Below are 22,821 nucleotides of genomic sequence, written 5' to 3'. Positions count from 1 at the left end.
GCTCGGTGGCTGCTGCGCCTGTCATCCTCGGCCGGTCGCCGCCGGGAAAGCCCTAGAGCCTTCCTGGGCAGTGGCAGTGGCAACTGCGGCGGCAGTGGTAGTGGCAGTGGCAGTGGCAGTGGCAGCCGCAGCGGCGGCGGTGTCGGCGTCGGAACCGGACCAGGCCCCCGCCGCTGCCTCGGAGCCGGCCGACCCGGCCGACCCGGACGCCCGGGCCACGGCCCCGTGCTGCGCCCGCGGGGACGTGGCCGGCTGCTCCCCGGGGAACGGGGCGCCCAGCAGCGCCAGCAGCGGCCGGGCCTTCACCACCGTCTCCTCGAACTCGGCCTCGGCGTCGGACAGCGCGATGATCGCGCCGCCGACCCCGTAGCGCAGCCGCCCTCCGCTCAGCACGGCGGTGCGGATCACGATGCTCAGGTCGGCGGCACCGGTCAGCGAGACGTAGCCGATCGCGCCGGAGTAGATCCCGCGCGGGCCGTTCTCCAGCCGGTCGATGATCTGCATGGTGCGGATCTTCGGGGTGCCGGTCATGGAACCGCCGGGGAAGGCGGCGCGGATCCCGTCGACCGCGCTGCGCCCGGATCGCAGCCGGGCCCGGACGGTGCTGACCAGCTGGTGGACGGTGGCGTAGGTCTCGACGTCGAACAGCGGTTCGGCGACCACGGATCCGGTCTCGGCACAGCTGCCGAGGTCGTGCCGGACCAGGTCGACCACCATCAGGTTCTCGGCGCGGTCCTTCTCGCTGGCCGCCAGGTCGGCGAGCAGCACGGCGTCCTCGCCCACGGTGGCGCCGCGCGGCCGGGTGCCCTTGATCGGCTTGGACTCCATCGTCCCGTCGGGGCCGATCCGCAGGAAGCGTTCGGGGGACGAGCTGAGCACGGACAGCCCGTCGAAGTCGAGGAAGGCGGCGAAGGGGGCGGGGCTGATCCTGCGCAGGGACCGGTAGGCCTGCCAGGGGTCGAAGGCGGCGGGGCCGTCGATCATGTTGGTGAGGCAGACCTCGTAGGTCTCGCCCGCGCCGATCTGGTCCTGGCAGGCGTCGATGAGGTCGAGGTAGGCGCGGCGGCGGTGGCGCAGCCGCAGCGGGGCGGACTCGCCGGGGCGGACCGGGGCCGGGTCGGCGAGGACGGGCGCGGGCCCGGCCAGGGTGGCGGCGGTCGCGGCCAGCCAGGTGTCGGCCGGTGCGGTGCGGCCGTCCTCGGCGAGGGCGAGCAGGTGGACGGTGCCGGTGTCGTGGTCGAGCACCACCGCCCGGTCGGCGAACACCATGACCGCGTCCGGGTCGGGCGAGCGGTGGGCGCGGTCGCCGCCGCACTCGGCCTTGAGCTCGTAGCCCAGGCAACCCACCCAGCCCAGCGCGAAGTGGAAGGGCAGCTCGGGCAGTTCGGTGCGCAGCGTGCGCAGGTCCGCGTCGAGCCAGTCCAGGAAGGCGCCGTGCACCACCTCGGCGGTGTCCCCGGAGCGCACCGTCACGGTGCCGCGGGAGACGTCGGCGGTGGCCACCCGGGCGAGCGGGCCGGAGGCGTCGCCCAGCACGGAGATCCGGCCGAGCCGGCCGCCGGGGAGGCTGCTGTCCAGCCAGTACGGGTGGCTTCCGGTGCGGAAGAGCCGGTCGAAGACGGTCTCCGCGTCCCACCGGGTGTCGACCGTGCGGCTCAGCACGGTCAGCCGCCGGGTGACCGGTGCGGCCGGGGCGTCCACCGTCGTGCGGCGCGCGGCGGGGACGTGCCGGGGGCCGGGCCGGTGCGTCCGGTTGAACTCCTCGGCGAGGTCCCGGAAGTTCGCGAGCAGGTCGTGCCCGGCCTCGGTGCCGATCGACTCGGGGTGGAACTGAACGCCCCACAGCGGGAGTTCGCGGTGCTGGAGGGCCATCACCACGCCGTCGTCGGTGGCCCAGGCGATCGGCTCCAGTCCGGGGGCGAGCGCGGTGACGGCCAGCGAGTGGTAGCGGACGACCTCCAGCGGGTTGGGCAGCCGGCGGAAGAGGCCGGTGCCGGTGTGCCGCACGGCGGAGGTCCGGCCGTGCCGGGGCGCGGGCGCCCGGCCGACGGCGGCGCCGTGGGCCAGGGCCAGGCCCTGGTGCCCGAGGCAGACGCCGAGCACCGGCAGGCGTCCCTCGCGGGCGATCTCCTCGCAGTGGCCGAAGTCGGCGGGGTTGTGCGGGGTGCCGGGGCCGGGGGAGAGGACGACGGCGTCGAAGCCGTCGAGCAGTCCGGGCCGCCAGGACGGGTCGTCGTTGCGGATCACCTCCGGCTCCCTGCCGTTGACCTCGGCGAGGTAGTGGAAGAGGTTGTAGGTGAAGGAGTCGTAGTTGTCGACCAGGAGAGTGCGCATCAGGGATCCTTGTCCTGCCGGTGCCGCCTGCGGGGCGTGGGTCGGCGGGCGGTTGGTCAGCGGAGCTCGGCGAGCTCGGTGGTGATCTCCCGCAGGACCGCCGCCTGCTGCTCGGCGAGGAAGAAGTGGCCGCCGGGGAGCACCCGGAGGCGGAAGCCGCCGGTGGTGTGCTCCTGCCAGGCCTCGGCCTCGGCGACGGTGGTGCGCGGGTCGGCGTCGCCGGTGAGCGCGGTGATCGGGCACCGCAGCACCCGGCCGGGCTCGCAGGTGTAGCGTTCGACGGCGCGGTAGTCGGCGCGGATCGCGGGCATCGACATCCGCAGGATCTCCTCGTTCTCCAGGGCCCGGGCGTCGCTGCCGTCGAGCAGCCGGAGTTCGGCCAGGATGCCCGCGTCGTCGCGCTGGTGGACGGTCTCGGTCCGGCTGGTGGAGGGCGCCCGGCGACCGGAGGCGATGATGCCGCGGGGGGCGGGGCCGTCCTTCTGCTCCAGTCGCCAGGCGGTCTCGAAGGCGAGGACGGCGCCCATGCTGTGGCCGAAGTACAGGGTCGGCCGGTCCTCCAGGGTCAGCAGTTCGTCGGTGATCCGGTCGGCCAGGGCGTCGATGGAGTCGAGGCAGGGTTCGGAGCGGCGGTCCTGGCGGCCGGGGTACTGCAGCGCGACCACCTCGGTGTCGGCGGACAGCGCCGCGGACACCGGGTGGTAGTAGCTGGCGGAGCCGCCGGCGTGCGGGAAGCAGACGAGGCGTACCGGCCGGCCGTCCGCCGGATGGAAGCGGCGCAGCCACAGGGTGCTGGGACTGGTCATCGGGTCGGTCCTCTCAAGGGCGCGGATCAGTCCCGGTGGACGGTGATCGCGGCGGACGGGCAGAGCGTGGCGGCCAGGGCGACGGCTTCCGGGTCGGCCGCGGCGGCCCCGGGGTCGTGGACCTCGACCACGCCGTCGTGGTCCTGGTCGAACACCGCGGGGGCGTTCAGCACGCACTGGCCCGCGCCGACGCAGCGGCCGGTGTCGACGGTGATGCGCATGATCGGTTCTCCTGGGACGGGACGGGACGGGGCGGGACGGGGCGGGGCGGGGTCGCGAGCGCGGGTGGTGGCGTGACGGGCGTGCCGGGGGCGGGTCCGTCACGGTCCGGCGGCGGCTGCCGCGGTCACCAGCGGACCGGCAGCGCGTGCAGCCCGCACAGCACGCCGTCGTACTTGTACGGGAGTTCCTCGGCCGGCACCGCCAGGCGCAGGCCCGGGATGCGTTCGAAGAGCCTGCGGTAGGCGATCTCCATCTCGACCCGGACGAGGTTCTGGCCCAGGCACTGGTGGACGCCGTAGCCGAAGGCCACGTGGTGGCGTTCGGTGCGGGCCGGGTCGAAGGCGTGCGGGCAGGCGAAGGCCCGCTCGTCGTGGTTGGCGGCGGCGACCAGGGCCACGATGCCCTCGCCGGCCCGGACCTGCTGGCCGGCGATCTCGACGTCCTCGACGGCGACCCGCAGCGAGACCAGGTCCGCCACCGAGTGGAAGCGCAGGGTCTCCTCGACCACCCGGGGGTCGCCGATCCACTCCGGGTGGGCGAGCAGCGTCACCACGCCGAGCGCGATGTTGTTGGCGGTGGTCTCGTGGCCGGCGATGAGCAGCAGCATCAGCACCCCGGACATCTCCCGGGGGTCGATCGCGCCGGTCGCCAGCAGCCGGCTGATCAGGTCGTCGCCCGGCCACTTCTGCTTGATGGCGACCAGGCGGTTGATGTAGCGCAGCAGTTCGCGCGAGGCGGTGTCGCGCTGCTGGTCGGTGGAGGAGCGGATGGCGACCAGCGTGCGGGTGCGGGACTCGAAGAAGTCCCGGTCCACCGGGGGGACGCCGAGGAGCGCGGAGATCACCAGGGAGGGGACGGGCAGGGCGAAGTCGGCGACCAGGTCGGCCTCGGTGCCCGCCGCCAGCAGGCCGTCGATGCACCGGTCCACGGTCTGCTCGACCGCGGGCCGCAACTCGCGGACCCGGCGGACGGTGAACTCGGGGATCAGCGCCTTGCGGAAGCGGTCGTGCTCGGGCGAGTCCAGGCCGACGAACCAGCCGGGGATCTGCTCCTGGCGGGGCACGCCCATGGTCTGGCTGATGTTGGGGAATCCCGGGTGGTCGGGGTTGGAGCTGATCCGGCGGTCGGTCAGGACGGCCCGGACGTCCTCGTGCCGGGTGACCAGCCAGACCCGGTTGCCGTTGGGCAGGTGGCACACCACCAGGCCGCGCTCCCCGCGGTAGTCCTGGTAGTGGGGCGGTGGAAAGGCCTCGCCGGGCCGGCGCAGCGGGAAGTCGACCACCCGCGGTCCGGTGCTCGTCATGTCGTCGGGTCTCCCTCGGGGGCGGTGCGGATCCGGTGGCCCCGTGCGGGGGCCGGGGCGTACGAATCAGGACGCGCCGTGGAAGGCGCGGACCCGGTCGATGACCCGGTCCTGGTCGGCCGGGGTCAGCGCGGTGTAGGTGGGCAGGTAGAGGCCGTCGGCGGCGAACCGGGTGGCGTTGAGGCCGGGCCAGGCCGGGTCGAGGTAGCCGGGCTGGCGGCTCATCGGCTGGAAGAACAGCCGGGTCTCGATGCCTTCGGCGGCGAGGAACTCGCGCAGCTCGTCGCGGCGTTCGGTCCGCAGGTCGTACATCCACAGCACGTCCCGGGGCGGCATCAGGGTGAGGCCGGGGACGTCCTTGAGGCCTTGGTCGTAGCGGCGCTCGACCTCCCGGCGGGCCGCGAGGATCTCGTCCAGCCGCTCGGTCTGGGCGAGCGCGACGGCGGCCTGCATCGCCGTCATCCGGAAGTTGTAGGCGAGCTTCTTGTGCAGGAAGCTGTGGTCGGTGGTGAACGCCATGGCCCGCAGGTGGGCCAGTTGACCGGCCAGGCGGGGGTCGTCGGTGAGGCAGACGCCGCCCTCCCCGGCCGTGATGATCTTGTTGGCGAACAGCGAGAAACAGGCGATGTCGCCGGTCGGGCGGACGCCGTGGGCCTCGGCGGAATCCTCGACCACCTGCAGGTTGTACTGGTGGGCGAGGTCCATGACCGCGGCCATGTCGCAGCGGCGGCCGTAGACGTGCACCGGCATGATCACCTTGGTGCGCGGGGTGATCCGCTCCTCGATCCGGGCGACGTCGATGTTCAGGTCGTCCGCGCAGTCGACGAAGACCGGGGTGGCGCCGGTGTAGGTGACCGCCCAGGCGGAGGCGATCATGGTGAACTCCGGCACGATCACCTCGTCCCCGGGGCCCACGCCGAGCGCGCGCAGCGCCAGGGTGAGCGCGGCCGTGCCCGAGGAGCAGGCGACGCCGTGGGCGGACCCGTTGTACTCGGCGAAGGCCTCCTCGAAGCGGCGGACGTACGGGCCCTGGGACGAGATCCAGCCGTCGCCGATCGTGCGGGTGACGTACTCCAGTTCCCGCCCGTCGAGGCTGGGGCGGGACACGGGGATGGTGAAGGGCATGGGTCCTCACTCTGGGACGTGACGGGGCGGGCCCCCGACGTCGTTCGCGGGCGGGGGCGGGCCCCCGACGTCGTTCGCGGCCGGGGGCGCCGGGCGGGCGGGGCGGTCAGGCGAGGGCGGGCAGGCCCAGCAGCAGGTCGGCCGCGGCGGCCCGGCCGCCCGCCGTGCGCTGCGCGCTGCCGATGCTCTCGGCCCGGTCCCGGAAGGAGCGGTCGCCGAGCACCCGGGTGAGCTTGTCCACGACGTCGGCGGGGTCGAAGTCGCGCGGCCGGTCCAGGGTCAGGCTGATCCCGAAGTCCCGCCCGCGCACGGCCTGGTCGTAGCAGTCCACCCACAGCGGCCGGACCACCAGCGGCTTCCCGAAGTACACGCCCTCGTGGAAGCCGTTGCCGCCGCCGTGGGTGAAGAACACGTCGACCTTGGGGTGGGCCAGCACGTCCAGCTGGGACGGCAGCCAGCTCTCCACCCGGAGGTTGCCGGGCAGTTCGGCGGTCGGCGGCAGCAGGTGCTGCTGTTCGGCGGGCAGCCGCCACAGCACCTGGTGGCGGCCGTCCAGCCGGCGGGCCACCTCCACCAGGTCCCGCACCTGTGGCGCGGTCAGCCGGGTGATGGTGCCGAAGCCCATGTAGACCACGGAGGACTGGGCGTCCAGCCAGTCCATCACGCCGCTGCCGTCGTCGGCCGGCGAGGACTCCGGCAGGGGCGGCACCATCGCCCCGACCAGCCGTACCTTCGTGGGCAGTTCGAACGGGTAGTCCAGCTCCGGAACGGAGTTGCAGAGCACCAGCTCCGCGCGGTCGATCCGGGTCATCGGGCTGGGCTTGGGCAGGCCCAGCTCCTTGCGCAGCCGGGCGTCCTCGGAGAGCACCTTGCCCATCGCCGGGTTGAGGAAGAGCGCGAGCGTGCGGAGCTTGAAGAGCCGGTTGCGCAGCCGCTGACCGGCGGACATCGGGTAGGGCAGGCCCGAGTGCGGGACGGGGAAGTCCTTCGGCGTGTAGGACGGCCCGAACGGGCTGTGCGAGGTCAGCACGTTGCTCGGCAGGAACGGGACGCTCAGCACGAAGGGGATTCCCCGGGCCAGCGCCAGGTCCACGGCGAAGGAGCTGACGCAGTCGATCACCATCAGGGCCGGGTCGCACTTGTCCACCACGGCGGCGAGCCGGCGGAACTTCTCGGCCTGGAGGTCGGGCCGGTAGGACTGGCGGATCACCGCGCGGTGCGCCTTGAACCGCGATTCCTGGGTCACCTGGCGGTACACGTCGTCGCTCCAGCTGACCGCCGACAGCTCGGAGAACACGTCGCCGAGGGAGGCGAACTCCACCGCCGACCGGTCGGCGAGGGCCGTCACCTCGGCACGCCGTGGTTCGTCCGTGGCGAACCAGAGGTCGGGCACGCCCCGCCGGGCCAGCTCACCGGCCAGCACCAGCAGGGGGTTGAGCAGGCCGCTCTCCGGAAGGCTGACAAACAGGATCGGCCGGCGCGCGGCGCTCGGCCGGGGCGGGGTGCTCATCGGACTCCCTCGGGGCGGGGTGGCGGCTGGATCTGCACCCCACCTTGGTCCCATGTCCGGTTCCGGGAATTCCTTAGTCCTGACCGGGTCCGGCAGGGAGATGGGGTTGATCATCCGCTTCTGTCCGGTTTTGGGCGACGGGAGAGAATCGGAGACTCCGGTGCCCGCTACGAGCAATTCGCCTGACAGGTTCAATGGTTCGAACGCAGATGCGACTGCTGGCTGGATCGCCTCCGTTGCGGACCGGGATCGTTCGGTTACTTGCTCACTTCTTGACGTGTCCCATATATTCTTGCTCAGAACTGGCCGGGTACGCTGATGCCCGGTCAGCCGCTTTTGTGGTTCGCTCTCCGGGGCCGCCTCGGAATATCGGGTCCGTCTGCGCTTCGGAGGTGCAGGAGTACGTGTCGTCCGCATGGGGAATTCCCGTACCAACCGTCGGTCCGGCGTCCGGGGGGACGGTGCCGGGGGGCCGGCGGGCACACTCCGGGAGATCCGGTGGGCGGCGCTCCCCTGTCGTGAAGCCGGTCCGCCGGGACTGACGACACCCCTACCGGGCAGCCCTGAGCTGCGGAGAAACCGACTTCACCGACCATCGGCCGCCCTGTGGAGGGGCGGCGGTCCGTCCCAGCCCGCCCTGTTCCAGGCCGGGGCCCGACCGGCGTCGCGCCTGTCGTGGCCGGCCGGTAATCCGGCCGATTCCTGGATTTCATGCACAGTTCCATGTGCGGATGTGGGTCGCCCGTGCGAAGACCCAGGTAGTTCGAACACTTATCCATCCGCACTTTCACCTCGAAGGGAACGGACTTTCCGTGGTGATTTCCCAGTCTGTCCAGCCGAATTCCGCCCGGACCGTCACGCTTGAGCGGGATCAAGTCGGCGGCGCGGCGGCGCGGCACCAGCAGTCGGCCGGCCAGGCCGGCCTGACCATGGCCCAGCTCGACCGGGCCCTCACCATCCGCCAGGCCAACGAGGCCTTCTTCTGGCAGTTCGGCCGCTCCTCGGCCGACCTCTGCGGCCGGACCTTCAGCGAGCTCGTCCACCCGAGCGTCCAGCAGCCACTGCTGCGCCAGTTCTCCGGGCTGATCGAGGGCCGGCGCGACCGCTTCGCCACCGACGTCATCGCGGTCGGCCCGGGGGACGAGACCTTCACGGTGCCCCTCACCGCCGTCATGGTGCGCGGCGGCCTGCCCGACGAGTCCTCGATCCTGGTCATGATGCCGGACGGTCGTCCGGAGCAGGGCGGGTCCGAGGTGGTGGCGGGCCGGAAGAAGCTGCTGAGCGACGTCGACGCCAGGATCCTGGAGGGCATAGCGGCCGGGATATCCACCGTCCCGCTGGCCGCCCGGCTCTACCTGAGCCGCCAGGGGGTCGAGTACCACGTCACCTGCCTGCTGCGGAAGTTGCGGGTCCCGAACCGCGCCGCCCTGGTCTCCCGGGCGTACTCCATGGGCGTCCTCAAGGTCGGGGTCTGGCCGCCCAAGGTGGTCGAGAGCTTCGTGAAGTAGCCGCGGCCGCCGTCCGCAGGGCGCGTGCCCGCAAGGCCTCGGACCACCTCGGACCACCGGTGGCCCCGGGCCGCTGCCGGACGAAGGGCGGTCGGAGGTGGCGGCTGTGACGGGGAAGGCGCCGGCGGACGAGCAGGGGGCGGCCGGTGTGCCGAGGACCGGTCGAGGCGGGCCGGGTTCGCCGAAATCCCGTTGGTGACGCTGCGTCGGATCGGTACGGTCGCGGGCATGGCGATCCCGATCGTGTTCGACATGGAGACCGGCGACCCCGACGACGTCTTCACCCTGTGTGCCCTCGCGACCCATCCGTGGGCACGCCTGGTCGCCGTCACGGTCATGCCCGGGTCGGACGAGCAGGTCGGCATCGTCAAACACCTCCTCGGGCGCCTCGGGGTGAGCGCGCCGGTCGGCGCGTACCGCCCCGGCGCCGACGCGAGGCCGGTGTCGGGCTTCCACCGTCGATGGCTCGGGAACGTTCCGGCCCGCGAACCCGACGCCGAGGCCTGGCAGTTGCTGCGGGACACCCTCGCCGGCGGGGACGCGACGCTGCTCACGGGGGCGCCGCCGAAGAATCCCGGCATGCTCCTGGAGCGGGAACCGGACGTGCGCATCGCCCGCTGGGTCGCGCAGGGCGGCTTCGCCGGCGACTGCGTCGTCCCGCCCGAACACCGTCTCCCCAAGTTCGAGGGACGCGAGACCTGCCCGACGTTCAACTTCAACGGCGCTCCGGACGCCGCGTCGAGGCTGCTGGAATCGCCCCACGTCGGTGAACGGGTGCTCGTCTCGAAGAACGTCTGCCACGGCGTCGTCTACGACGGTGCGATGCACGCCGCCCTGTCGGCGCGGCGGCTCACACCCGGGATGGCGCTCGTGCGGGCGGGCATGGCGGTCTACCTGGCCAAGCGCCGCGCCGGCAAGGCCTTCCACGACCCGCTCGCGGCGGCCGTGGCGCTCGACGAATCCGTCTGCGCGTTCCGCGAGGTCGAGGTGTACCGCGAGCGCGGCGCCTGGGGTGCGCGTCCGGCGGCCGGCACCCGGACGCGGATCTCGGTCTCGGTCGACCGCGCGCGGTTCCTGGACGTTCTCACGGCCACCGGGTGACGGCCCGCGGTCCGAGTGACCGCACGGAGCCCGCCGCCATCCAGGGGCGAGCCTGCCGGGTGCCCCGGCCGGACGCCGCGCACACCTGCCGGGGGCCGAACGGGGGGCCGCGCCGGGCGGGGCCGCTGTCGGAGCGCTCAGGGGATGGCGGGGCGTTCGGGCCGGTAGACGGTCAGAGCGGAGGTGGTCGTGGACAGGCGCAGCCGATCGGGGGCGGGGAGGGCCTCGCCGTCGACGGCGAGGTGCCGGACCTCGCGGAGGTCGGTGAGGTCGAGCGCGGCCAGGCGGGCCTCGCGGTAGACGCGCGAGGTGGCGAGGGTGCCGGTGAGGAAGGCGAGCAGGAGGCGGGTGCGGGCGAAGGGGTGGCTGCCGTCGACGGCGCGGATGTCGAGCCGGCCGCTGTCCAGTGAGGTGCGGTGGGTGGGGGCGAAGCCGGACGGGTCGTAGGTGCCGTTGCCGGCGAAGAGCATCCAGAGCGTCCGCGGGACGCCGGAGACGGTCAGCCGTACGGGCTCGGCGCCGGCCAGGACCCGGACGAGGGAGACGGCGAGGGCGGGCCACTTGCCCAGGCGCTTCTCCAGGCGTTCGCGGGCCCGGACGAGTTCGGGGTATATCCCGATGCTGAAGGTGTTGAGGAACAGTTGCTGGTCGCCGCGATCGCCGGTGGCCAGTGCGACGTCGACGGCACAGGCGCTGCCGGCCTTGACGGCTTCGGCGGTGGCGCGCAGGGTGTGAGCGCCCAGGTCGACGGCGAAGTGGTTCAGCGTGCCGCCGGGAAAGACCGCCAGCGGCAGGCCTTCCCGGGCGGCGACGGCCGCGGCCAGGTTGACGCTGCCGTCTCCGCCGCAGATGCCCAGCGCCCCGCCCGACGTGACGGCGAGTGCCGCGGCCTGGTCCAGCAGCGCGGCCAGGTCGCCGCTGTCCGCGCACAGCCGGATGTGGGCCTCGGGCAGTTCCCGGCGCAGTTCCTCGACGGACCGCTCCGGGCCGTCGGCCCCGGTGAGGGCTCCGGAGCCCGAGGCGCCGTTGACCACGACGTACAGGCCCGCGCCGGTGGGCAGGGCGGGCGCTTTCACCACGGGAGCGGCCGTGCTGGCCGGGTGGTCACTGCGACGGGGCCACCAGCGCAGGGTGAGCGCGGCGGTCCCCGCTCCCAGAGCGGCCCCGGCCAGGACGTCGCCGGGGTAGTGGACGCCGACGTAGACGCGCGAGGCCATGACCGCGGCGGCCACGGGAGCGGCGACGGCGCCCAGCAGCGGCGATTCGATGGCGAGGGCGGTGGCGAAGGCCGCGGCCGAGGCGGAGTGCCCGGAGGGGAAGGAACTGGTGACGGGCTGCTTGAGCAGCCGCCGTACGACGGGCACCGGGTCGAGAGCGGGGCGGGGCCGGCGGGTGAGGCCCTTGGCGGCGACGTTGGCGAGCAGGGAGGCGAGCATCAGGGAACCGGCTCCGCGCAGGGCGGCGCGCCGGGCGGTCCGGTTGCCGGTGGCGCCCAGCAGCGCCGCGCCGGTCATCCACAGCTTGCCGTGGTCGGCGGCGCGGGTCAGGCGGGACAGCCACGGGTCGCTGCCGCGCAGGCGACGGGAGGCCACCCTGACGAACAGCCGGGCGTCGAGATCGTTCAGGGCTTTCCTCATGTGGAGCGGTCCTTCTGGTCGTGCGGGTGGTGGGTGGCAGGTGGCGGGAGGGGGGATCGCTGGAGTCCGCCCGGCGGTGGGTGAGGGACTGCCGGGTGCGCCCGGGGCACCTCAGGGATCGCTGGGTCCGCCCGGCGGCACGTCGGGAGCGGGCGCCGCCGTGGGGTCCGTCGCCTCGTGCGGCGCGGCGCGGGGGGCCGGCGTTCCTCCGGTAGGGCCGCCGTCACCCCGCTGCGCTCCGGGCGCCGGGAAGCGCACGCGGATTTCCTCGCCCGGTTTGTAGGCGGCGGCGGTGGCGTAGGAGGTGTAGGCCTGCCGGTCCGCGCGGGTCAGCGGGGCGTGATCGGCGAAGGGCGTCGTGATCCCGCGGGGCCACAGCCGGCGGGTGCGCACCGCCGCGCTCTCCGCGCAGACGACGAGGGTGAGCGCGCCGAGGTAGATCCACGCCATCAGGCCGAGCACGATGCCGAACAGCCCGTACGTGGCCGTCGCCCCGCGCAGTTGGTGCCCCACGTAGTAGGTGCCGACCAGCAGCAGTGCCTGCCAGGTCAGCGAAGCCGCCAGGGCTTCGGGCCACAGCAGGCGCACCCGGAGCCGGCTGTTGGTCAGGAGCTTGAACCCGGCCAGCAGCAGGGCGGTGTCGACCGCCACCGACAGCGGTACGGCCGCGAGCGGCACGAACCGGTCGATCCAGGCGGGCCAGCCGTGCGCGGTGGCGGTGAGGGCGGCCAGACCCGCGGAAGCCATGACCGCCGCGGCGAGAACGCCCAGCAGGGCCAGTCCGCGCAGCCGGGCGGTCAGCGCGTTCGGGCGGCTGTGCTGAGGAACGGCCCACACCGTGTTGAAGGCGTTCTGGAGCGCCTGCGCCACTCCCAGCGCGCCGTAGAGACTGCCGGCGATGCCGACCGCGAGCGCGAAGCCGCTGCCCTGGAACGAACGGACGTTGTGCTCGATCTGGTCGCCGATCACCGGGAACTGGCTGAGCGCGGAATGCAGCACCTGCTGCTGCAACTGGGCATCGCCGTGCAGCGCGAATCCCAGCACGGCGAGGAGGAGCAGCAGCATGGGGAAGAGCGACAGGAAGCCGTAGTAGGTGATCAGGGCGGCCATGTAGGTGCCCTGATCGTCGATGAACTTGTACACCACCGCGATCGCGAGACCCGCCCAGCGGTGGCGCCGCTGGTAGTCGTCGAGTCCGTCGAGCACGCTCATGGACCACCTGTTTCGGACGGAGTGCGGGTGCACGGGGAACGTGCACCCGGGGAACGGACACCGGGGAACCGCGAGCCCCGGGCGTCGTCACCGACGCCCGGGGCCGCGGCGTTCCTCCTCGCCGACGGTGGTGACGTCACCACCGGTACCAGCGGCGTCGGCCGCCGGCACCGTCGACGGTGCGGACCACGAAGCCCAGGAGCCACACCGCCAGGACGAACAGCGCCACCCACCACAACACCTTCACTGCGAACCCGAGGCCGAAGAGCACCAGGGCGAGCAGCAGTACCAGCAGAAGAGCACCCATGGGTCCGTCATCTCCTTCGTCTGTCTACGGGGACGCTCCTCTGGTGACCCGATCGGTGAGATGCATGCCTGCGAATCGGTGGCCGAATAGCGGTGGGCGGATGCGGACGGCTGCCGGCCCCCTCGCCCGCCGGCTCCCGCGGCGCCGGGCTCCACCGCCCGAAAGACCACCACCCGTCCTGGCCACGGGCCCCGTTCGAAGGCGGCGCGAGGCGAGCCGCGGTGACCGGCGTACGGGCGTGGGCCTTCAGCACCGGGTGGCGCCTCGCAGCGGGGGCTCGGGTTGCGCTCGCCCTTCGGCAGGGGCGTGCATGACGGCGGCCTGCCCGGGCAGGCGATGGCCGGCGCCGACAGGGCGCGGCGGGCGGCCCGGGAGTTGCCGGCAGCCGGCGGTGCGGGACCCCGTGCAAGGGGCCGTCAGCCGGCTCCGCCGGTCCCCGCCGCTCCCCGCCGGCCCGATCGCAGGCGTGGTGAATCGCGGACGTGGTGAGGGTGGAAGGGCGGCGAGTGCGGTGGAGGGTGCCGTGAGCACCGGGGGTGGAAGGCCGGGCCCGGGCAAGTGGCGGGCGTTGGGCGGCTTCGGGTCGCTTCGGACCGGGCGCCGTTCGTCGGGCCGGCCGACGTTGCGGCCGACGGGCCGGCCGGCGTTGCGGCCGACGGGCCGGCCGGCGTTGCGGCCGAACAGGCCCGGGCTCCAGCGCCGACCCCCGCTCCGTCACCGCGCCCGAACAGCCGTGGGACGGGTCGCACGGCCGGAGCCGGGAGTCCCCGCGGGCCTGCGGGTCTCCGCAGGGTGGGCGTGGCGCCTGCTGGTGCTCGGCGTCGTCGCCTACGCCGCGTTCACCCTGCTGGACCGCTTCAAGCCGGTCGTCATCGCCGTCTTCGTGGGCCTGGTGGTCGCGGCACTGCTACGGCCGGTGGCCGACGGCCTGGGGAAGGTACTGCCCCGGGCGCTCGCCGTGGCGGGAGCCTACCTCCTGGCCCTGTCGGCCGTTGCGGGAGTGCTGACCGGGCTCGGCGTCCTGGTCGCGCATCAGGCTCCGCAGGTGGCAGCGCAGTTCTACACGGGCATCGCCCGGCTGGAGCGCTTCCTGGAGGGAGCCCCGTTCCATGTCCGGCCGGGCGCCCTGACCGGTCTGCAGCACGAGATCGGGTCCTTCGTGGCGACCCACCGGGCCAGCCTGGTGCACAGTGCCGTCGACGGTGCCGCCCAGGTGGTGGAGATCCTCACCATCACGGCCCTGGGGCTGTTCTGCTCGGTGTTCTTCGTCCACTCCGGCGAGCGCATGTGGGCCTTCGTCGGTCACCTGCTGCCGGGGCCGCGGCAGGCGGACTGGGAGCGCGCCGGGCGTGCCGCGTGGCGGGCCCTGTCCGGATACATCCGCGGCATCGTTCTCGTGGCGGCCACCAATGCGGTCCTGGTCGGCATCGCACTGTTCGTGCTGCGCGTGCCGCTCGCGGCGCCGCTGGCGGTGCTGGAGTTCGTGGCCGCGTTCGTCCCGTTCGTCGGCTCGCCCGTGGCCCTCGCGGTGGCCGGCGCCGTCGCACTGGCCGCTCGCGGGCCGGTGATCGCGGTTGTGGTCCTCTCGCTGATCGTCGTGATCGGCCAGCTCGAAGGACATCTGCTCCATCCGATGATCATGAGCTGGGCGGTGCGGCTGCACCCCGTCGTCGTCGCCGTGTCGGTGATCGCCGGCAGCATCGCGCTCGGCATCATCGGTGCCGTCCTCGCGGTGCCCGCCGTCTCCGTCGTCTGGGCCGTCGTCCAGGCGCTCCACCCCGTGGACCCCCGCCGGGCTCCTCGACCGGACCGCGCCGCCGGGTCCGGCACGCCCGACCGGCCGTCACCGGCCCGGCCCGCACGGGGAGAACCCGCCGGGGAGGAAGAGGTGACGGCGGAGCGTGTCGGGTGAGCGCACCGAGCGCACCGAGCGCACCGGCCGTCGTGACGAAGGCCCCGGATTCCTCGCCGTCGACGTACGTCACGCGCGAGCAGCGGCCGTGGCCGGCCTGTCACGTGCGCGACGAGGAGGTGCCGGCGGTCCGTGCCCCCACCTCGTACCGGAACGTCCGCCCCCGGCTTCCCCGTGCGGTGAGGTGCACGGGGAAGCCAGGGGCGGACGTCCAGGCGCCGGAGGTCCGGGCGGCGACGCCGTGACGAGCATCAGGAGGGCGTCGACAGTTCCTCGCGGGGCCGGGCGATGACGGTGGCGAGGGCGGCCAGGTGCTCGCGCCAGGGCGATGTGAGGTTCGCGGTGGCCACGGCCGCGTGGGCCTCCGCGAGCAGGCGGTCGATCCGGGCTTCCACCAGGTCGCGGGCGCCGCTGCTCTCCAGCCGGGCGACCAGTGCCTCCACCTGCCCGACGCGGGCCAGGTCACGGATGCGCTCGTCCTGCTGCACCGCGATCGACAGCAGCAGGGTCATCTTCGGCCGGCGCAGGTCCTGTTGGCCCGGTTTCCCGCTGAGCGAGCGGTCGCCGAAGACGTCGATCAGGTCGTCCCGCAGCTGGAAGGCCTCGCCGAGCGCTTCGCCGTAGACCTGGAACGGCCGGTGCAGGTCCGCGCGGCCCGCCAGCGCCGCGCCCAGCCGGAGCGGGCGCAGCACGGTGTATCGTCCGCTCTTCAACACCGCCACTTTGGAGGCGAGTTGTACGTCGGGGCGGAGTTCGGTCGCGGCCGAGACGTCGAGCATCTGACCGGCCACCAGTTCGGTGCGCAGGTCGTACCACTCCTGCCGGACCGCGGCGGGCAGGTCCGCCATCAGGTGGTCGGCGTACACCCACGCCAGGTCGCCGGCGAGGATGGCGACGGACTCGCCGTAGCGGTCCGGGTCCCCCTGCCAGCGCATCGCCCGGTGGATCGAGGAGTGCTGGGTCCGGACCGTCGGCAGGCCACGGCGCTCGTCCGCCTCGTCCATGACGTCGTCGTGGATCAGTGCCGACGCGTGCAGCAGTTCCAGCGCGGTCGCGGCCCGGACCGCGTACTCGCCGTCCTCGGGCCGGCCGCCGCCGGCGAGGAAACCGGCGAGGCAGAACACCGGGCGCAGCCGCTTGCCGCCCGCTGCCACCAGGTCCGCCACCGCCTGGACGGGGACGGCGGCTCGGCGGTCGACCTCCGACCAGCGGGCGAGCTGATCGGCCAGGAGGTCGCCGAGCGCGCTCTCGACCCGGCCGGTCAGCAGCCGCAGGTCCTCGGCGGGGACTTCGTCCGGCCGCGGTCCGGCCAGTGGTCGGCTCATCGGTCACCGCCCCGGTCAGGTGCCGGTTGCCGTTCCCGGAGGACCATGCGGGGCTCCTTGGGCCTGAGCGTGGATGCGGCGGCCGGTTCCAGCGCGTTCGCGGTGACCGGGCGGAACTCCCACCGGGTCAGCAGTGTGGCCAGGATGACCATGACTTCGACATGGGCGAACGACTCGCCGATGCACTTCCGCACGCCCGTGCCGAACGGGATGTAGGCCTCCCGCGGAACGGGGTGTGGCGGGGCCGGCGACCACCGGTCGGGGTCGAAGGCGCCGGGGTCGGGGAAGGACGCCGGGTCCCGGTGCAGCCCGTAGGGGCTGAAGAAGACGTCCGCCCCGGCCGGGATCACGTGGTCGCCGAGCTGCACCCGGGCGACCGCGCGCCGGGTCAGCAGCCAGCCGACCGGATACATCCGCAGGGTCTCCTGAACGACCCGGCCGAGGTACTCCAGCCGCGGGAGGTCCTGGTAGGTGGCGGCGCGTCCGGCCAGCACCTCGTCCACCTCCGAGCGCACCCTTCGTTCGACGTCGGGGTGCCGGCTGAGGACGATCAGCGCCCAGTGCAGGACGGTGGCGGAGGTCTCGGTGCCGGCGACCATCATCGAGCGGATCTCGTCGTGGATCTGCCGGTCGTCCATGGCGGCGCCGGTCTCCGGATCACGGGCGAACATGAACCGGGAGAGCAGGTCGCCGTGATCGGTTCCGTCCTCCCGGTAGGAGCGGATCAGACCGTCCACGAGGCCGAACAGTCGTCGCAGCGCGTCCCGTTCCCTGCGGTTGACCGGCAGCGGGAGCTTGTGCACGAACCCGATCGGGACGAAGGCGCGTCGTGCGACTCCGGCGATCAGCTCCGGCAGCGACCGCCGGATGTCCTCGGCCCGCTCCGGGCTGAGCCCCCGGAAGAGCGTGCCGGCCAGGATGTCCATGGTCAGGTCGTGCAGTTCCCGCGAGAGGTCGACCGTCAGGCCGTTCCGCCAGCTGTCCCGTCGCTGGGCGGCCAGCCGTGAGACGGCCTCGGCGTAGCGGGCCACCTCCGCGTGGTGGAAGGCCGGCTGGGCCAGCCTCCGTTGTCTTCGGTGCAGGGCGCCGTTCGACGCGGCGAGCCCGTTGCCGAGGAGCGTGCCGGACTGCCGGAACAGCGGTCCGCCCTTCTCGAACTGCCGTTGCTTCCCGACCAGGACCTCCCTGACCAGCAGCGGGTCGTTCACCATGTAGGCCGACCGCGTGCCGAGCCGGAAGACGACGATCCGGCCCTGCCCCCGGAGCTCTTCGACGAACTCCAGCGGTCGCCGGACCAGATCGAGGCTGTGTCCGATCAGCGGCCAGCCCCCGGTCATCCGGGGGACGGTCGCACCTGCCTGCTGCGACATGCTCCTGCTCATCTCCCTCGTCCGCCGGGTACGGCGGGTACGGCGGGCTGCGCGAACGCCAGGTACGGCGGCCGGGTGGCTTCGGCGGCGGCCGTCACCGGCGCGGGAGCGGTGTACCGGGCCGTGGCCCGGCTCCAGTCGTAGGTCACCCGCATCTGGTGCGTCATCGTGGTGACGTGGGCCTCGGCTGCCGCCCTTTCGGCCGGTGTCAGTCCGAGCGCGGCCCACAGCCGGGGCAGGCCGGCCCGGACGGCCAGGAACCGCTCCGACCTCTCGTGCACCCAGCCGCGGATCCGCTCGATCGCGTCGTCCCGGCTCAGACCCTCGCGCCGCTCCAGCACGAGGACCAGGTTGTGGGTGTCCCCCCGCGCCTCCTCGTGTTCCACGGAGTGCACGTCGTTGCAGCACGCCAGGATCTCGATCTCCAGCGCGAGGAGTTCCCGTACGGCCTCACTGGAGAGGACCGCTTCGGGGACCTCGCGGTGGTCCGACCGTTCGGCGGCGTCCAGGTAGACGTACATCGCCATGGTCTCCTGGCGGAGTCGGAAGTACTCGGTCACCGTGGGGATCCGGCGGGCTCGGCGGGCGTCCGCCTCGGCCAGGAAGGAGAGCAGGAAGCGCCGCCAGTTCCGACCGGCGCGGAGGCGCCAGCGGTCGGACATCGGTTCCGCCATGCGTGCCCACAGGTCCGCGGTGGCGGAGACCAGCGGGTTCCCCGGGTGTGCCGCGGTGGCTCCCGCGGCGCCCGTCGTGACCCGGGCCAACTCGGTGACCGCGGCCATCGCTCGGGCCGGGTCGTCACCGACCGGGCCGTCGAAGAAGTCGTCGCAGACCGCGGTCCACGTGATCAGGTCCGTCATCACGTCGAGGTCGGCGCCGCGCGCGTCCGGGCTGAAGCCGGTGGCCACGTCGGCCAGCCGCATGCTCAGGAAGTAGCGGACCGATTCGTCCGTCGGCTTGAGCAGGCCGTGCTCGCGGGCCCAGTCCACGGTCCGCAGCCGGGCGCGTTCGACCTCGGACGGGCGGGTGACGGGTGCCTGGAAGGGGAGATGGAAATCGACCCGTGTCGGCATGGGTCATTCCTCGACGTCGGCGATGACCCAGTCGCTGATCTCGCGCCACTGGCGGATCGCGTCCTGGTGGAACGGGTGGACGAGGTAGCGCTCGACGGCCTCCATGTCGTCCAGCAGCCCTTCGACGAGGAAGTCGTAGGCGATCTCCCGGGGGGAGACGTTGCGCCCCCAGCGCCACTCCCGGAGGTCGGGCACCTCCTTGCCCACCAGCGAGGCGGTGTGCTCCGCCGCCCCGGCGCGAGGGTCGTTCCAGTCGATTCCCGGCTTGAACTTGAACAGCACTACGTGACGTATCACAGCGGATCTCCTGAGGTGGTCGGGGGACGGTTGGTCCGGAGGAAGGAGGGGGCGGGCGGGGAAGGAAGGAGCGGGGAGCGGGGAGCTACGCCGTCGCCCGGGGCCCCGCCGGGCCGACCGGGCCGGCGCCGCGGCACAGTTCGAAGACGCTCATCGCGATCTGCGTGCCCGACGCGCCGAGCTCGTCCCGGTAGCGGGCCAGGATGTCCATCTCGCGCCCGAACACGGTGCGCGGACCCCCGGCGCCGATGCGGCGCTCCTGGATGCCGCGGGATATCAGGGCCCGCTGGGCGAGCAGTTCGATGATGCGGGTGTCGAGCTCGTCGATCTTCAGGCGGTCTGCCGCGATCTGGGCTTCGACGTCGATCTCTACGGTCATGGTCGTGTTCGAACCTTCTGTTTTCGGCATGGACGGACCCCGGCCCCGCCGGCCCGGGGCAACGACGGCCCGGGGTCGGCGGCGGATCAGGGAAGAACGGTGGACGAAGGGGCCGGAAGCGGCGCTACGGCTGCGGCGCTACGGCTGCGGCGCTACGGCTGCGGCACGCGGGCGTCGGTCAGTCGGGCGACGGCCTCCCGGAGGCGCTCCTCCGGTGCCAGCAGGCTGACCCGGACGAATCCCTCGCCGTGCGCCCCGAACCAGCGGCCGGGTGCCACCGCCACCTTGCTGCGCTCCAGCAGCTCCTCGGCGAAGGCGACGGAGTCGCCGCCGGGAACCGGGAGCCAGGCGAAGATCGAGCGCGGGACGTCGATGTCCCATCCCGCCTGCCGCACCCCGTCCACGAAGAGGTCGCGCCGGCGCTCGTAGATCGAGGTGAGCTCCCTGACGCAGTCCTGCGGACCGGTCAGAGCGGTGATCGCCGCCCGCTGGATGAACGGTGGGAGCGAAACGTAGTAGTGCTCCTGGAGCAGGTTGATCGCGGCGATGACCTCCGGGTTGCCGACGACGGCACCGATCCGCCAGCCGGCCATGTTGAACATCTTCGACAGCGAGATGAACTCGACGCCCACGTCCTTGGCGCCGTCCGCCTGCAGGAAGGAGACCGGGACCTCTCCGTCGAAACCCAGGGCCCCGTACGCGAAGTCGGAGGCCACGACCACCCGGTGCTCGGCCGCGAACCGGACGGTGTCCTGGTAGAACTCCAGCGGCGCCGTCGCCGAGACCGGGTTGTTGGGGTAGTTCAGGAACATCAGCCTGGCACGCTCGCACACGTCCGGGCCGAGCGCGGAGTAGTCGGGCAGATAGCCGTTGCTCCGCAGGAGCGGGAGCGGGTGCATGTGCGCCTTGGCGAGGACGACCCCCGCCCAGTAGTCGGGGAACGCCGGGTCCGGCATCAGGCAGACGTCCCCCGGGTTCAGCAGGCACTGGCTGATCTCCACCAGGCCGGCCTTCGCGCCGAACAGGATCGCGACCTCGGATCCGGGGTCCAGCTCGACCCGGTAGTGGGCCGCGTACCACCGGGCGACGGCGTCCTTGAGTTCCAGCAGACCGGAGAACGACGGGTACCGGTGGTTGGCCGGGTCGAGCGCCTGACTGCGCAAGGACTCGACGATGTGCGGCGGAGTGGGCAGATCGGGGTTGCCCTGGCACAGGTTGACGACGTCCTCCCCGGCCGCCACCAACTGGTCGATCCGGCCGATGGTGGTCGCGAAGGAGCTCCTCGGCAGTTCCAGGAGCCGTCGGGCGATCTCAATCCTCATGCGCGGTGACCTCCACCGGACTCGTCTGCTGCTGGGGAGCCCCGTCGCCGACCGGCAGCACTTCACCCGTGCGCCGGTAGACCCACACGACGAGGAGGAACGCGACGAGGGTGATCGCGGAACATGCCAGACCCACGGCTCCGAAGCCGTGCGCCGTGAACAGCGGGCCCAGCGCGGCCGCTCCCAGGGCCACCCCGAGGTTGGTCGCGAGACTGTAGAAGGCGAGGATCGTCCCGCGGTTGTGCTCCGAGCACTCGCTCAGGAGCGTGCTCAGCAGTGTGACGACCAGGCTCTGCATGGCGCCCCACAGGAAGAGGCAGACGACCAGCGGCACCGTCAGGTGGAACATCCGCGGGAGGACCGTCAGCGTGGGGACCAGCCCCGCCAGCAGGACGAGCAGCACCCGCTCCTTGCCGAACCTGTCCGCCCACCTCCCGGTGACGAAGCTGGTCGAGAAGCCGAGCCCGTAGAGGAGGATCATGACCCCCGTCAGCGGGCTGCCGGAACCGAAGCGGTACTGCAGGGCGCTGCCGACGAAGGTGTACATCCCGTAGAAGCCCAGCATGTTGAGGAACGTGGCCAGCACGTACAGGGACACCTTCGGGAGCCGGAAGACACCCACCACCGATCGGCTCGGGCCCTGCTGCGCCCGCTCCGAGCGCGCCGGTCGCGGGCTTTCCCCCGCCTCGGAACGACTGGACCGGCCGTCCAGGAGCAGCAGGCCGGCCACCACGGCGCCGAGTACGGCGAGCAGCCCGAAGGCCGCCCGCCAACCCGACCACTGTCCGACGAAGGACCCCATCGGCACGCCCACGACGAGCGAGAACGACCAGCTCGACACGATGATGCCCATCGCCTTGGCGCGGTGCTCGTAGCGGACGCGGTCACCGACGAAGGCGTACGCCGTCGGCACGAAGGCGCCCGTGGCCAGCCCGGCCAGCGCCCGGCCCGCGAAGAACACCTCCAGCGCCCCCGCGAAGGCGCACAGGACGGTCCCCACCAGGAAGGTCGCCATTCCGACCGTCAGGGCCAGGCGCCGTGACACCCTGTCCCCGAGCGGGGCGAACAGCAAGGCGCCCGCCGCGGTGGCGATGCCGTAGATGCTCACCGACAGTGCCGTCACCGACACCGACGTGTCGAACGACCGGGCCACGTCCACGAGTAGTGGCGAGACCACCAGTTCTTCCGAACCGACGGCGAAGATCCCCGCCATCAGCGTGAGTACCGTCAAGAGCGGGAACCCGGTCCCGCCCGCCCTGCTGCCCACGTGCTCCCGCACCCCGGCCCACCTTTCCCCTTGCTGGCTTCTGCCGCCTAGACGGCCGTGTATCCACCGTCGACGGTGAGCGCGGCACCGGTCACGAACGACGACTTGTCCGAGGCGAGGAACAGGATCGCGTTGGCGACGTCCTCCGGCGTGCCGAGACGGCCGATCGGATTCAGCTTCGCCTTCTGCTCCTTGACCGCCGCGTCATGGCCGATCGACGTGTCCGTCATCGGGGTGTCGATGATGCTGGGGCAGACGCAGTTCGCCCGGATGTTGTACTTCGCGTAGTCGACCGCGAGGGACTTGGTCAGCATCATCACTCCCCCCTTGGTCGCGTTGTACGCGGCGATGCCCGGCCACGCCACCAGCCCGCTCACCGAGCAGACGTTGACGATCGCGCCGCTCGAAGCGCCGATCATCTCGCGGAGTGCGTACTTCGAGCACAGGAACATGCTCTTCAGGTTGGTGTCGACCAGCCTGTCCCACTCGCCTTCGGTCATCTCGTGGACGGGGGTCGAGATCTCGATGCCGGCGTTGTTGACCAGCACGTCGACCCGGCCGAACGTCTCCACCGCGGCGGCCACCAGGCGTTCGCAGTCCGCCTCGACCGTGACGTCGGTCCGGACGAAGAGCGCTTCGTGCCCGTCGTTCTTCAGCTCGGCGACGAAGTCGGCGCCGCTCGTCCCGTCGATGTCCGCGACGACCACCTTGGCGGCCTGTCGGGCGAACTCGCCCGCCGTCCGCCGCCCGATGCCGGACGCGGCACCGGTGACCACGACCACCTTGTCCTGGAACACGAGCCCTTCTCCCT

The 22,821-nt window shown here is 72.6% G+C and carries 20 protein-coding genes; 3 read left to right on the top strand and 17 right to left on the bottom strand.

Features of this window, described 5'->3' with window-relative positions; translation table 11 throughout:
• Nucleotides 1–21: 21 nt before the first annotated feature.
• From pabB to ACIRVF_RS22850, 6 genes are all read right to left on the bottom strand, one after another.
• On the bottom strand, nucleotides 22–2,334 hold the full coding sequence (gene pabB, locus ACIRVF_RS22875) for an aminodeoxychorismate synthase component I (protein ID WP_402820672.1): 2,313 nt from the start codon (nucleotides 2,332–2,334) through the stop codon (nucleotides 22–24).
• 56 nt (nucleotides 2,335–2,390) lie between these two features.
• Nucleotides 2,391–3,140, bottom strand: a complete 750-nt coding sequence (locus ACIRVF_RS22870; protein WP_402820669.1) for a thioesterase II family protein — start codon at nucleotides 3,138–3,140, stop codon at nucleotides 2,391–2,393.
• Nucleotides 3,141–3,166: 26 nt separating this feature from the next.
• Nucleotides 3,167–3,361 carry a ferredoxin gene (locus tag ACIRVF_RS22865; RefSeq protein ID WP_402820666.1) on the bottom strand — a complete coding sequence of 65 codons (195 nt, stop codon included), beginning with the start codon at nucleotides 3,359–3,361 and terminating at the stop codon, nucleotides 3,167–3,169.
• A gap of 125 nt (nucleotides 3,362–3,486) precedes the next feature.
• Nucleotides 3,487–4,665: a cytochrome P450 gene (locus ACIRVF_RS22860; RefSeq protein ID WP_402820663.1), complete on the bottom strand. Its 1,179-nt coding sequence runs from the start codon at nucleotides 4,663–4,665 to the stop codon at nucleotides 3,487–3,489.
• Between the two features lie 66 nt (nucleotides 4,666–4,731).
• On the bottom strand, nucleotides 4,732–5,790 hold the full coding sequence (locus tag ACIRVF_RS22855) for a DegT/DnrJ/EryC1/StrS family aminotransferase (RefSeq protein WP_402820660.1): 1,059 nt from the start codon (nucleotides 5,788–5,790) through the stop codon (nucleotides 4,732–4,734).
• A 106-nt stretch (nucleotides 5,791–5,896) separates the two neighbouring features.
• Complete coding sequence (locus tag ACIRVF_RS22850; protein WP_402820657.1) at nucleotides 5,897–7,300, bottom strand: glycosyltransferase; 1,404 nt, start codon at nucleotides 7,298–7,300, stop codon at nucleotides 5,897–5,899.
• Nucleotides 7,301–8,229: 929 nt separating this feature from the next.
• Between ACIRVF_RS22850 and ACIRVF_RS22845 the strand changes: the two genes are divergently transcribed.
• Nucleotides 8,230–8,808, top strand: coding sequence for a LuxR C-terminal-related transcriptional regulator (locus ACIRVF_RS22845; protein ID WP_030557713.1), 579 nt, complete (start codon nucleotides 8,230–8,232; stop codon nucleotides 8,806–8,808).
• Nucleotides 8,809–9,036: 228 nt separating this feature from the next.
• Nucleotides 9,037–9,909 carry a nucleoside hydrolase gene (locus ACIRVF_RS22840; protein ID WP_402820655.1) on the top strand — a complete coding sequence of 291 codons (873 nt, stop codon included), beginning with the start codon at nucleotides 9,037–9,039 and terminating at the stop codon, nucleotides 9,907–9,909.
• Between the two features lie 137 nt (nucleotides 9,910–10,046).
• Here ACIRVF_RS22840 and ACIRVF_RS22835 read toward each other — a convergent pair whose 3' ends face one another.
• From ACIRVF_RS22835 to ACIRVF_RS22825, 3 genes are all read right to left on the bottom strand, one after another.
• Entirely contained in the window at nucleotides 10,047–11,546 is a 1,500-nt protein-coding gene (locus ACIRVF_RS22835) for a bifunctional phosphatase PAP2/diacylglycerol kinase family protein (protein WP_402820652.1), read from the bottom strand.
• A gap of 111 nt (nucleotides 11,547–11,657) precedes the next feature.
• Nucleotides 11,658–12,758 (bottom strand): YihY/virulence factor BrkB family protein, encoded by a 1,101-nt coding sequence (locus tag ACIRVF_RS22830; RefSeq protein ID WP_402820649.1) that lies wholly within the window; start codon nucleotides 12,756–12,758, stop codon nucleotides 11,658–11,660.
• Nucleotides 12,759–12,894: 136 nt separating this feature from the next.
• Nucleotides 12,895–13,065, bottom strand: a complete 171-nt coding sequence (locus ACIRVF_RS22825) for a hydrophobic protein (protein WP_329927064.1) — start codon at nucleotides 13,063–13,065, stop codon at nucleotides 12,895–12,897.
• A gap of 733 nt (nucleotides 13,066–13,798) precedes the next feature.
• On the opposite strand from ACIRVF_RS22825, the gene ACIRVF_RS22820 reads away from it, so the two are divergent.
• Entirely contained in the window at nucleotides 13,799–14,977 is a 1,179-nt protein-coding gene (locus ACIRVF_RS22820; protein ID WP_402820645.1) for an AI-2E family transporter, read from the top strand.
• A 251-nt stretch (nucleotides 14,978–15,228) separates the two neighbouring features.
• Here the strand turns inward: ACIRVF_RS22820 and ACIRVF_RS22815 are convergent, their stop codons facing one another.
• From ACIRVF_RS22815 to ACIRVF_RS22780, 8 genes are all read right to left on the bottom strand, one after another.
• Complete coding sequence (locus tag ACIRVF_RS22815; RefSeq protein WP_402820642.1) at nucleotides 15,229–16,302, bottom strand: polyprenyl synthetase family protein; 1,074 nt, start codon at nucleotides 16,300–16,302, stop codon at nucleotides 15,229–15,231.
• The gene (locus ACIRVF_RS22810) at nucleotides 16,299–17,672 is read right to left on the bottom strand and encodes a cytochrome P450 (protein ID WP_402820639.1); all 1,374 of its coding nucleotides are present in this window, start codon (nucleotides 17,670–17,672) and stop codon (nucleotides 16,299–16,301) included. Before ACIRVF_RS22810 ends, ACIRVF_RS22815 begins: the two co-directional genes overlap by 4 nt.
• A gap of 8 nt (nucleotides 17,673–17,680) precedes the next feature.
• A complete protein-coding gene (locus ACIRVF_RS22805) occupies nucleotides 17,681–18,745 on the bottom strand; it encodes a hypothetical protein (RefSeq protein WP_402820636.1) in 1,065 nt (354 codons plus the stop codon).
• Between the two features lie 3 nt (nucleotides 18,746–18,748).
• Nucleotides 18,749–19,042 (bottom strand): Dabb family protein, encoded by a 294-nt coding sequence (locus ACIRVF_RS22800; RefSeq protein ID WP_363428773.1) that lies wholly within the window; start codon nucleotides 19,040–19,042, stop codon nucleotides 18,749–18,751.
• 85 nt (nucleotides 19,043–19,127) lie between these two features.
• Nucleotides 19,128–19,421 (bottom strand): chorismate mutase, encoded by a 294-nt coding sequence (locus tag ACIRVF_RS22795; protein WP_402820631.1) that lies wholly within the window; start codon nucleotides 19,419–19,421, stop codon nucleotides 19,128–19,130.
• A gap of 152 nt (nucleotides 19,422–19,573) precedes the next feature.
• A complete protein-coding gene (locus tag ACIRVF_RS22790) occupies nucleotides 19,574–20,743 on the bottom strand; it encodes an aminotransferase class I/II-fold pyridoxal phosphate-dependent enzyme (protein WP_402820628.1) in 1,170 nt (389 codons plus the stop codon).
• Complete coding sequence (locus ACIRVF_RS22785) at nucleotides 20,733–21,974, bottom strand: MFS transporter (RefSeq protein WP_402820625.1); 1,242 nt, start codon at nucleotides 21,972–21,974, stop codon at nucleotides 20,733–20,735. Before ACIRVF_RS22785 ends, ACIRVF_RS22790 begins: the two co-directional genes overlap by 11 nt.
• 83 nt (nucleotides 21,975–22,057) lie before the next feature.
• On the bottom strand, nucleotides 22,058–22,807 hold the full coding sequence (locus ACIRVF_RS22780) for an SDR family NAD(P)-dependent oxidoreductase (RefSeq protein ID WP_402820622.1): 750 nt from the start codon (nucleotides 22,805–22,807) through the stop codon (nucleotides 22,058–22,060).
• Nucleotides 22,808–22,821 lie beyond the last annotated feature (14 nt).

The organism is Kitasatospora sp. NPDC101157 (assembly GCF_044768255.1).
In the GTDB taxonomy this organism is placed as follows: domain Bacteria; phylum Actinomycetota; class Actinomycetes; order Streptomycetales; family Streptomycetaceae; genus Kitasatospora.
This window is presented reverse-complemented; position numbering and strand designations above follow the sequence as displayed.